Source organism: Dellaglioa carnosa (genome assembly GCF_026948345.1).
Lineage (GTDB): Bacteria > Bacillota > Bacilli > Lactobacillales > Lactobacillaceae > Dellaglioa > Dellaglioa algida.
In genome coordinates this window covers 68,476-79,795 of record NZ_JANXLI010000004.1, presented here as the reverse complement: position 1 = coordinate 79,795, position 11,320 = coordinate 68,476, and the positions used below count along the sequence as shown (strand labels likewise).

The following is an 11,320-nucleotide window of genomic DNA, read 5'->3' as shown; positions in this document are numbered from 1 at the left end:
ATGGATAACGTAGAATTTTCTACGTTATCCATTTTTTATTTGATTATTAAGAAATATAATCATCTAGATACATTTTTATTTTATCAAAGTCCTTTTCTATAAATAAACGTGCTGGTACCTCAATTATTGGTAAATTATTTTCATTATCAAAAGGCATGAAAGGTTCAGGGACCACCAAATAATCAACGCTATCTTTATCTTTAAGATAGTTAACTGAAACATCATAATACTTAGAAAAATAGTCTTTTAGGTCATCATGATTTTTAATAAATGGGATAACATCTATTGAACCAAAGTTTATACCGGAACTAACGGTTAATACAAAACATATTTTCTTCATGAAATCCCTCCTTTCTGTTTAATGTTACGATAAATAGTTATTTTTGTAAAACGCTTTCTTTGAACATATATGTACAACTCTGACCGTTAATATTTATCTTATTTTAATAGAATAGAGACCCACGCGTTAACGTTGTTTAGAGTTGTATACTTCGTTATACTGAGAAGAAGTAATTAATCAAAAATTTAAATAAAATATGAACAACATAGAAAGGACATTTAAGATGTTAATATTTAATAGAAAAAAAAGAGTTATATTTTTAATTTGTTCATATTTATATGTGGTAATAGCAACGATTTTATACGCAAAAAATGAGTATATCAGTTTAGCAAGTATTCCAAAAGAAGCTTCAGGATTAAATTTCTTTTATAGTACACAGGGGAGCTTTTCATCAGCACTTTTATTCTTTTTCTATATCTCAGTGATGCCATTTCTTTATTCTCATAATATTATCAGCGCTAAAAATAACCATTTTGATAACCTTATGATCACACGACTGGGTTCACAAAAACGCTATCGATTAAAAGCAATCGTAATGAATATCGTCTATTCAGGAGGTATCTTTTTAAGTTATCGAATTTTAGAATTAGTTGTTTCCGTTATGATAATTAATCCAATTAATTTTACGAAAGAGACGCGGAGTCTGTTCGATCAATTACCTTACGTCTTTTCAACGAACGCTATTCTAAACTTAGTCTTTTATCTTATCCTATCAACAGTTGGCGCTATGGTATTTGCTAGCTTCATTTTAAGTATCGGTTTATTTTTGAAAAATTCGGTTCTTTATTACGCCGTAGGACTGATTGTAAGTTTATTTTTTTCGTTAGTACCGGCTCTATTAATGGGGTTATTAAATATTAGAAGTTTTATTGGCTCTCTCTTTATGAATTCGGTGTCTTTTGACACCTTATTCACACCTGGAATAAGGACGATTGGCTCCTATGCGCCTAAATTTAATGCGTGGGTTCCCTTCGCCGGATCAGTTCTCTTTTTTGGGTTAGTTACTTTTATATTATACAAGGTATGGGATCAATACTATGATGAGTAGGAATGAGGAGGTAGCAGGATGATTGGAATTTTAAATCGTAAGAAGAATGTCTTACTACTTATGGCAGTGTTAGTTTGTGGCGGTGGGAATCTATTAATGTTAGGCGGGTTAAATAAAGATGTTTATTCTACTTTAGCTCAGACTAATTTTATAACGACTGTACCTAACGTAATTGTACTTGTGTTAATCTTTAGCCAGTTAGTGAGCTATAACCGAATCAGTAACTTACTCATTACAAGAGTAAAATTGACAAAATATTTAACAAGTCAGTTAATGTTGTCTATGAGTCTTGGACTCGTTTATTTAGGATTTCAATACGCTTTAAATTTATGGTTGTTGCCCGTTGAACATCCGGCTAGAGTTGGCGTCATTTATCTCTATTTATTGATTAATATGGTCTTATTTTTATTTGAAATTATGGTTATGAACTTAATTAATTTTGGAATGAATCCTGTGTTCGTGTTCGCAGTTGCACTGGGAATGAATTTCATCTGGCATTACGCATTTGTGATGAATATTATTTCTAAATGGTATGTGGAGGGAATTATATAATGGAAACTAAAAAAATGTTAAAAATAGAAGCATTATCAAAGAAAATTAAACAACATGAGATTATTAACGACTTAAATTTAATCGTTGATTCGGGTGAATTAATCCATATCATGGGAATTAATGGATCCGGAAAATCAACTCTTTTTAAAATCATCGCTAATATTATGGAACCAAGTAGTGGAACTGTTACACTTTTTGAAAACGTAGAAATTGGGGCATTAATTGAGAACCCGAGCTTTATGGAAACTAGTACAGCTAAAGAAAATATGAAGTTCTTATCTCAAATTAATCATCATTACAATGAGAAAAGAATCAGTGACTTATTTAGCAAGCTTGATTTAGATTATAATAGTCGTGAAAAAATTAATAAGTACTCACTAGGTATGCGTCAAAAAGTGGGCATTATACAAGCCATTATGGAGAATCAAAACTTAATTTTGTTGGATGAACCTACACGAGGTCTTGATAAAAAGGCATTGGAAACGTTTGGCCAAATGGTTATGGATCTCATTAGTGAAGGGAAATCTATTATTATTGCGTCACATGAAAACCTATCAGAATTGGAATTTACAACGCGTTATGAACTAGTCGAAGGTGACTTACAAAAGTTATGAGAAAGAATCAAGTAATCCTTTATTTGGTACTATTAGAACTGTGTATTTTTGGTCTCTATTATCAAGATCCAAAAATCATGAATGCTATTCAATATAATTTTGCATGGAATGGGACGCTAATGAGTCAATTGACGATTATTTTCTTGAGTTGTCTCGAGGTATTAATTATTTTAATTCCCATTAATGATATCTGGCAATTGGAGAATATGATTCGTCCTCGAGTTAACAACGTGAAATATTATTGGTTGGCCTTTAAGCGAATTGCGCCAAATTTTATTATACTTGTTGTTATAAATTTGGTGATGAGTCTGGCAATCAAACAAAATTTTGTTATAGGTGATTTACGAATTTTAGTGACAACCTTGATGAGTCTCATGATAACGTTGAATTTTAGAACGCATAAATATATTTTTTTTGAGATGTTGTGCATGACTATGGTAGTTAGAATTGGATTTAGTCTGTTAAATTAAATAAAAACGCATCATTTAAGATAAATTATCATCTTAAATGGTGCGTTTTTATGTTTATGAAATCATTGATGTAATAGCCGACCAGATAGAACTGAAGAATGAGACGATTGCATCCCATATTTTTTGTAAGAAGTTACGATTTTCAGATGTGTTTAATTTGCTGAAAATATCTTTCGCACCATCTTGAATGTTTGTTGCGACTTTGTTAGCTTGTGACTTGAAATCAGATGAATCTAAAGCACCCGAGTCACGAATCTTAATTAAAACGGCAACAATTTGTTGCTTTTGATTGTCAGTAATGATGTTAGTTAAGTTATTATTTGTAATCTGGTTATTCACGATATTTGTAATCTGATTGTTCGTAACGTTACTACCTTCTTTAGCCATATCTTTCTTGGCACCGGCTACCGCATTATTTAATTGTGAATCTGTGTAACCATCTTTACTCTTATTAGCTTGCGTAATGTCACTTAACGTCGACATTTCATTTTGAGCGGCAGTCACTTGTTTTGTATTCAAAGTTTCACCGTTTTGAGCAAAAGCTGCATAGACACCGGCAAGAGCGCCAGAACCATCAATTCTTGTTGCGGAAGTCACATAGATGTTAGCGTCGGTTACCCCAGCCGTTAAGGCCGCATTCTTATATTGGTTTTCCGTAATTGTCGTAATATTATTTGTGCCATTGTAGTCTAAAATTTTAACGTTAATCCCAGAACCACTGCTGGTTTTTTGAACCATCGATGATGACCAAACGCCTGAATCTGAATTGAAGGTACTACCAGAACTATTAAGATATTTAACCAACGTTGATCCATTAACTGGTAAGGTCGAGTAAGTAGAATTACTGTCTAAACTCGCTGTTAATGTCGAAATTGTACCCGATTTCTGTGAATCCGTTAAACTTGAACCTAATGTGACAACGGGATTCGACCAATCGGTTGTCTTTTCTGTTGTTGATGAAGCCGAACTAGATGTGTCAGTTGCAGCGTGAGCAACTGATCCTAAACTAAGGACAGCTAATGTAGTGACTGCCGCCGTATAAATTATATTTTTGAATTTCATAATGTGACCCTCTCAATTATCATATATTTTAACTTAATTATACCTATCTGGAGAGAAAAGCATAATAAATGGATTTAAATAATAGAAAAAATTAAGGATTATCAATATTGCGTTCATTCGTATAAAATACATTCAAAACCCTTTTATATAGGGAAATGCAAATTTGATTTGCGGCATGCTATTTTTGGTTGCGGGATATTGCCCCATTCGTTGCTTGTTGAACATTTTACCGGATGATAATATTAAGGTGTTAATTAAAGGAAAGTAGGACATCGGGATGAAAATTATTTTTGCAGAACAATTGGTTAAATGTCGTAAGGAAAAACAGTTGTCACAAGAGGAATTGGCGAACCAATTATTTATCTCAAGACAAGCTATCTCAAAATGGGAGACGGGAGAAGCTGAACCGGATTTAGGTAAAATCGAAGCAGCTGCGAAAGTGTTGGACGTTCCTGTAGAAGTTTTACTATTTGGCGGGGAGGCCAGTCAACCTGAATCAGGGTTTAAAAAGAAAATTAAAGGCCTACTTGAAGAAGATGAGGCGGATAAAGATTGGCATGAAAATCATCGATGGCGAGAATGGCAATACAAACCTATTAATAATGGATGGGAATTTTTGGCACGCTACTATTGGGTTATCTTTGGATTCATCGGAATGTTAGTTTGGGCCCTTGCTCGGACATAATAAGCGCTAAAAAAAACAAAAAAATGCTCAACACCCACGAAAAATTCGGAGTGTTGAGCGTTTTTTATTTTACCGGAACAACTTTTATTTCAGTTGAATCGTCATGAATGACAACATATAACGTCTGAGTTTCCTCTTTATCGAAGAATCCGAGATTGATGCATGGTAAACCATCGATTTCTTCAACGCCTACGAAACGATCCGTAAAGATTTGACGTAGCATTTTACCCATTTTTTTATGCGCATTGGCTTTTTCTGCCGCAGCTTTGAGGGTGAACCCAGAATCTAGGTAAGATTTGATTAAACGAATAATCGATAATGTATGGTAGGAATATTTTCTATTTTGATTTTTATTTGTCTTAATCGATTTAATGAAGCCTTTTTGTTCCCAATAGCGAATTTGGCTCTGTGTAAGACCAGTTGTTTCAGCAATTTCACCGATACCAATCGAGAATGTATCGTTTTTCATAATATCGGCCATTCTTTTCGCATAATCTTGAATATTTGCGATGTCGTTTATATCAGCCATATAAATTTACCTCCAAATTAAAAAATTTATTAATGATAACGGGCTTAGTCTTGTTATATTTACTCTATTGATTATATATTTTTTAAAACATATGTCAAGTAGGTTGACATGAGTTGCAAATAGTCTTATATTAATAGTCGAAGTTATTTTAAGAGGAAAAGAAGGTCAGCAAAATGAATTTAGATGCAAAAGGAAGACCATATAACCGTAATCTATTGATTGCAACATTGTTAATAGGAACGTTCTGTACGGTTTTGAATCAAACAATTTTAGCAACAGCATATCCAACGTTAATGAAGGACTTTAACGTGACAACGTCAACAGTTCAATGGTTAACAACTGGATTTATGTTGGTTAATGGGATCCTTATTCCTGTTAGTGCGTGGTTAAGTAGTCGCGTGAACACAAAATGGCTCTATATTGGGGCAATGATGATTTTTGAACTTGGAACGGTGATGTCATATACAGCACCTAACTTTGGTTTCTTACTTGCCGGTCGTTTAGTTCAAGCTGTCGGTGTTGGTGTAACGATGCCATTACTCCAAACGATTATGTTATCAATTTTCCCACCAGAAAAACGTGGGGCATCAATGGGACTTGCCGGAATGGTTATTGGGTTAGCGCCCGCTATTGGGCCCACGCTGTCAGGTTGGGTCGTAGATAATGCAACATGGCGTGATCTTTTCGGAATGATTGTACCAATCGTAGCCGTTGTTATCGTAGCTTCTTTCTGGTTTATGAAACCTGTTATCGAAACGCATAAATCAAAAATTGATATTCTATCATTAATTGTATCAACAATTGGTTTTGGTAGTTTACTTTATGGCTTCTCAACCGTTGGTGATAATGGCTGGGGTAGTGTATCAGTACTTAGTTTCTTAGCAATTGGGGTTATCTTTATTGGTCTTTTCGTATGGCGTCAACTAACAATGGAAACACCATTCTTAGAATTACACGTCTTTGCGTCTAAAGAATATACAATTGCTGCGCTCTTAAGTTCTATCGTTAATATGGCTATGATCGGTGTCGAAATGATCTTGCCAATGTACCTACAAACTGTGCGTGGTGATAGTGCTTTCCAATCAGGGTTAACATTATTAGCCGGAGCATTAATGATGGGGATTATGAGTCCATTCACGGGTCGTTTGTTTGATTTATTTGGGGCTAAGAAGTTAGCAACTGGTGGGATGTTCCTATTAACGTTAGGAACAATTCCTTTCGTGTTCTTAACGAAAGATACGCCAACGTTATACATCGTGGTCATGTACGCTATCCGGATGTTCGGGATTTCAATGGTTATGATGCCAACAACAACGTCTGGAATGAACGCTTTACCAGCTAGATTGATGGGTCACGGAACGGCAGTTAATAATACAGCGCGTCAAATTGCCAGTTCAATCGTGACAGCTGTCATGGTTTCTGTTTTAACAAACGTAACAGTAGATGCATTGCCTGGTAAATCATTGCTTAAATCAGCGCCTTTAGAGTATAAGAACCAAGCGATTAATGCGACGTTGAGTGGGTATAAAGCAGCCTTTGCCATTGCGATTATTTTCTGTGTCATTGGTCTTGGGCTCTCATTCTTCTTAAAATCAAAACAACAAGTGGAAAATAACGGGGGTGCAAAATAATGATTATTATTTTATTGGTTATTGCCGTTGTTTTATTCTTCCTAACATGGAATTTAATTAGGAATAATGCAGTAAGTTATACGCTCGGTGGTATTTTTGCACTTTGTATTATCGTTCTCGGTGGGATGATTGTTGCTAATTACAGTACTCATTACGGGATGGAAAAAGTAACAACAACTAAAACAGAATCTTTAGCTTCAATGTCTAAGGATACGAACCTATTGGTCTACCAACCAATTGGAACGGATGGTTCTGAAAAAGTAGTCGTCTATAAAAATACGGCATCACAAACAAAAACAAAACATACGCAAACAGATGATACAACTAGCAAAATCGTTGAAAATGCGAAGAGCAATAAGTTGGTAGTCAAAGAAACACGTTGGGTATATAAAAATAATACCTACAAATTGATGTTTGGAATCGCTGATAATAATCATGTCTTAATTAAACGAACGAATACGTTCTACGTTAAGAAAGATATGCTAGTTTTAACGGCTAACCAAGCTAAGGCAATGCCTAAAATAGTTAAAGCTGAACAAGCTCAGGTAAATTCTAAGGCTGGTAAAGAAGAACTTGCTAAAGAGGGAGCTGCCTTTGCTAAGGAAGCAGTCGCAAATGCGATGATGAAAAATGATAAAATTTCATCCGCAGATAAAGCTGAAATAGTTAAACAAGCAACTGACGCATTTAAGGTACAAGAAAAGGCAAAAGTTATGCAAGCCATTTTAAAAGAAGTTAAAGAAGTTAAATAAACAGTCTATAACGTTATAACCACGCTAGTTAGCAAACTAGTGTGGTTATTTTTTTTAATTAAAATATGAATTATAAAATGAATAATGATATAATACGTTAATGGCATATACAATAAAAGGGGATTTTTAAATGAAGAAGAAAATAATCATTTGGATCGTAAGTATTTTGGTCTTATTTGCGGTCGCGATTGCAGGTGGAAGTTTCTACCTCTATCACTACGCTATCCAAAATACCGAAAAAACGTTAACTGGAGCGTCAAAGAAAACACCAGAGAGAACTATTAAAGATAAAAAATGGTTGGCTGGCGTAAAAAAAGAGAACTGGACACAACAATCAGCTGGTGAAAATTTAAAATTAGTTGCTGATTATGTGCCTGCGGAGAAACCATCAACTAAAACAGTTGTGGTCGCTCATGGCTATATGGAAAATAAAGAAAATATGGCGTCATATATCCGATTGTTTCATGATGCTGGCTACAATGTGTTAGCGCCAGATGATCGCGGACAAGGTAAGAGTGAAGGCGATTATATTGGTTTTGGTTGGAAAGACCGTCTAGATTATATTAAATGGACGAAAAAATTAATTGCTGAAAAAGGGCAAGATCAGAGAATTGGTCTATTTGGTCTAAGCATGGGTGCCGCAACAGTCATGATGATGAGTGGCGAGAAATTACCTACTCAAGTTAAGGCGATTGTTGAAGATTGTGGGTACACGAATGTTGAGGACCTATTAGCTTATCAATTAAAATTACAATTTAATCTGCCTAAGCAACCGCTAATCACGACATCTAGTTGGGTGACACAGTTGCGCGCGGGATATTCTTTTGCTGAAGCAGATTCTGTTAAGCAATTGAAGAAAAATAAATTACCAACGTTATTTATTCATGGGGATAAAGATGATTTTGTACCAAGTTCAATGGTTTACGACAACTATAAAGCATCTGCAGGTAAGAAAGAATTGTGGATTATCAAGGGCGCAGGACATGCAAAAGCCTTTGGTACTAATCCTGCCTTATATAGTAAAAAAGTCGTTAAATTCATGAATGATAATTTAGGTTCATAATTGGTAAAAATCAAGTATTAGTGGAGGTGTGAAAGTATCAAAAAATGCGTGTAGCCCCCCTTTTTTTGACGTTTTTAAAAGATATAACATGGTATTATATAGGTATGTTATATTTCGATAAAATGGGTGGGGGACTATTACAATGATGATAAATAATAAATTAAAAATAACAATGTTGGCTTTTGGGATGTTCTTTTTGGCTGGGGTTTCGAGCGTTAAAGCGGATGATGATTATGAGAATGCGCTTAAAAGTGCGCCTAGGGCAATAACGATGGATAATCTATTTCAAAGGGGCACGGGGGCAGGTGTTACTACAAGTAGTGGTACGGTTAATTTAAATACGATTAATAAGCCTACTAATACGTCTAGTGAAATAGTCAAAACGCTCGTTAGAGTGACTAATGATAAAAATCAAAAGGCGGCTGTTTGGTCGACGTATACTAGTCCGAAGGATAATAATTCGTTTGATATTAATAAAAACGGACAAGCGTCAATGTGGATTTATTTAGGGAGCAAAGGGGCAGAAGCGGGGGATGGTATGGCACTTGTTTTCCAAAACGATGCCAAAGGCAACGCCGCTATCTCCAGCGCCGGTGGTGAAACCCTGGGTGTTTGGGCGAACGATTTAGATAGTGATGTGCTTGGTGGAGCTATTCAAAATAGTTGGGCATTAGAATTTGATACCTATATGAATAGAAGTTCGTTTACTAAGGGCGGTTCTTTTGATTCTGCCGCCGCTGCTTCTACGACGATTAAAAGTCATATCGCCAGTGGTTATCCAGCTGATGTTGATAATTATTCGAAACATGTCAATGCCTTTTGGCAAAATCATGTAGGTTTAATTAGTTATAACAGTTCATTATCAAATGGTTACTGGCATCATTTGACAATTGACTACACGTCAAAAGATTCTAAGAATGGCTTGATGACGTATACTATGGATGATAAGGATGCGGTAACTGAACATGTACAACCCGGGGAAGACCCTCCCAAGCTCCCTGCGCGTGACGTACGAACTGAAAGCGTCCAAATTGATAAATCAAAATTCAAGTCAACTGACGGTAAAATCCGTTGGGGATTTACCGGATCGACCGGTGTTAATTACGAAAATAATTTAATTATGTTTGAACAAGTTCCAGGTCTTGTAGATGCAAAAGCAACGCAGACTGTGACTAATCTTACGCAAGGGAAGGATCTACCTAGCGATGGGACTGGCGTGGTTAACGCGGGAGATAAGTTGAAATTTACAACCAAGGCAACATACTTGGGTGGAAAACAACATTGGAAGGCGCCGGTTGTTTATGCAAAATATCCTGACAAGAATGTAGATTGGACGGGTGTTCTGTTAAACGGTGCAAATATGGACGGTTATACGCCTGACATGACGATTGATGGTGCCCCACTAGTGGCTGATGTCGGGGATATGGTCACTGACAATACCAGCGGGGAGATAACATTTCTTGGTACAGTGAAGTCCATACCTGAAGATAGCAAAGATACTAGTCCCGCTGGACAAATTATCGGGAGTAATACAATTGCTAATACGAGCGCTGTTAGCTATACCGTTAAAGGGCAACCTAAAATCCTATTAACAATCGATAATCTCAAAGATATTGATGTTAACTATGGTTCAGACGCAACTGTCAGTGGAACAGTAAAATCTAGTTTGGGTGGGCTACTTGCTAAAGGTGCCAAGGTTGACGTAACCGTCAACAATGAAACAACACCGATTAAAGCGGACGTTGGGACAGATGGTAAATTCAGCGTAACGGTACCAAAAGATAAATATAAAGCTGGCGAAAATACAGTTACTGTTCAAGCAACAGATGCTGCTGGTATTCAAACAGTGAAGTATACGAATAAAATTAATATTCATCCTGTATTAACATTGAATGACAACAACGGAACGGTCATTGCACCATATACGTTTAATTTCCAAGTTGTTGATAACAGTGCAGATATTACAACGTACTATAAAGAAGGCGCGTCTGGCACGCCGGTTCAATTGGAAAAATATGTCAATACTAAACCAGGTTCAACACAAGATCATAAAGTTGACCTAGATACAAGCAAGCTTTCAATTGGGACACATGTCTTAACGGTTTACTCAGTCGATGCAGAGGGAAATACATCTAATAATCAAACGATTACGGTTATTGTGGGATTGTTGAGCATTTCATCTGACGATTCGATTAACTTTAAGAATCAAATTCCAGCTAAAACAAGTGTATTAAGCCGTACTGCGGATTATACACTTAAGTTAGAAACCTCAGCGGCAAAGAATTGGACATTATCTGTCACTGCGGGTGCTTTAACTGCTAAGAGTGATAACAGTACTTTGCAACATTCAACAGTTGGGTTCCGTGATACCAAAGATAAAAGTTTCACTCCACTAAGTCCAACAATTGGGACAACAATTGATAGTGGCACGGGACAAGCAGCAACAATTACAAAAAAATGGGCTACGGATGCAGGAATTGTGTTGAACGTAGTACCAAGTGAGATTAAAGCTGACGAAGTTTATACCTCACAGGTTAAGTGGACATTAACAAATACACCAGTTAACTAATAAAA

12 protein-coding genes are annotated in these 11,320 nt (G+C 35.9%); 9 read left to right on the top strand and 3 right to left on the bottom strand.

Annotated elements, in window-relative coordinates:
• Positions 1–46: 46 nt before the first annotated feature.
• Positions 47–340 carry a hypothetical protein gene (locus N0K80_RS05820; RefSeq protein ID WP_269024102.1) on the bottom strand — a complete coding sequence of 98 codons (294 nt, stop codon included), beginning with the start codon at positions 338–340 and terminating at the stop codon, positions 47–49.
• Positions 341–620: 280 nt separating this feature from the next.
• Here N0K80_RS05820 and N0K80_RS05815 point away from each other — a divergent pair, with 280 nt between their 5' ends.
• The 4 genes from N0K80_RS05815 to N0K80_RS05800 are packed head-to-tail and all read left to right on the top strand — an operon-like array spanning position 621 to position 3,024.
• On the top strand, positions 621–1,388 hold the full coding sequence (locus tag N0K80_RS05815) for a hypothetical protein (RefSeq protein ID WP_269024101.1): 768 nt from the start codon (positions 621–623) through the stop codon (positions 1,386–1,388).
• An 18-nt stretch (positions 1,389–1,406) separates the two neighbouring features.
• The gene (locus N0K80_RS05810; protein WP_269024100.1) at positions 1,407–1,940 is read left to right on the top strand and encodes a hypothetical protein; all 534 of its coding nucleotides are present in this window, start codon (positions 1,407–1,409) and stop codon (positions 1,938–1,940) included.
• On the top strand, positions 1,940–2,554 hold the full coding sequence (locus N0K80_RS05805; protein WP_269024099.1) for an ATP-binding cassette domain-containing protein: 615 nt from the start codon (positions 1,940–1,942) through the stop codon (positions 2,552–2,554). Before N0K80_RS05810 ends, N0K80_RS05805 begins: the two co-directional genes overlap by 1 nt.
• Positions 2,551–3,024 carry a hypothetical protein gene (locus N0K80_RS05800; protein ID WP_269024098.1) on the top strand — a complete coding sequence of 158 codons (474 nt, stop codon included), beginning with the start codon at positions 2,551–2,553 and terminating at the stop codon, positions 3,022–3,024. The genes N0K80_RS05805 and N0K80_RS05800 overlap by 4 nt, the downstream gene beginning before the upstream one ends.
• A gap of 54 nt (positions 3,025–3,078) precedes the next feature.
• Here N0K80_RS05800 and N0K80_RS05795 read toward each other — a convergent pair whose 3' ends face one another.
• Positions 3,079–4,086 carry a DUF1002 domain-containing protein gene (locus N0K80_RS05795; protein WP_269024097.1) on the bottom strand — a complete coding sequence of 336 codons (1,008 nt, stop codon included), beginning with the start codon at positions 4,084–4,086 and terminating at the stop codon, positions 3,079–3,081.
• 277 nt (positions 4,087–4,363) lie between these two features.
• Between N0K80_RS05795 and N0K80_RS05790 the strand changes: the two genes are divergently transcribed.
• Complete coding sequence (locus tag N0K80_RS05790; RefSeq protein ID WP_269024096.1) at positions 4,364–4,771, top strand: helix-turn-helix domain-containing protein; 408 nt, start codon at positions 4,364–4,366, stop codon at positions 4,769–4,771.
• Between the two features lie 64 nt (positions 4,772–4,835).
• Here N0K80_RS05790 and N0K80_RS05785 read toward each other — a convergent pair whose 3' ends face one another.
• Entirely contained in the window at positions 4,836–5,300 is a 465-nt protein-coding gene (locus N0K80_RS05785; protein WP_269024095.1) for a MerR family transcriptional regulator, read from the bottom strand.
• Positions 5,301–5,473: 173 nt separating this feature from the next.
• Between N0K80_RS05785 and N0K80_RS05780 the strand changes: the two genes are divergently transcribed.
• The 4 genes from N0K80_RS05780 to N0K80_RS05765 all read left to right on the top strand — a co-directional run bounded on the left by N0K80_RS05780 (position 5,474) and on the right by N0K80_RS05765 (position 11,315).
• Positions 5,474–6,931 carry an MDR family MFS transporter gene (locus N0K80_RS05780; RefSeq protein WP_269024094.1) on the top strand — a complete coding sequence of 486 codons (1,458 nt, stop codon included), beginning with the start codon at positions 5,474–5,476 and terminating at the stop codon, positions 6,929–6,931.
• Complete coding sequence (locus tag N0K80_RS05775) at positions 6,931–7,683, top strand: DUF4811 domain-containing protein (protein WP_269024093.1); 753 nt, start codon at positions 6,931–6,933, stop codon at positions 7,681–7,683. Before N0K80_RS05780 ends, N0K80_RS05775 begins: the two co-directional genes overlap by 1 nt.
• A 130-nt stretch (positions 7,684–7,813) precedes the next feature.
• Positions 7,814–8,746 carry an alpha/beta hydrolase gene (locus N0K80_RS05770; protein ID WP_269008217.1) on the top strand — a complete coding sequence of 311 codons (933 nt, stop codon included), beginning with the start codon at positions 7,814–7,816 and terminating at the stop codon, positions 8,744–8,746.
• Positions 8,747–8,888: 142 nt separating this feature from the next.
• On the top strand, positions 8,889–11,315 hold the full coding sequence (locus N0K80_RS05765) for a lectin-like domain-containing protein (protein WP_269024092.1): 2,427 nt from the start codon (positions 8,889–8,891) through the stop codon (positions 11,313–11,315).
• Positions 11,316–11,320: the final 5 nt, after the last annotated feature.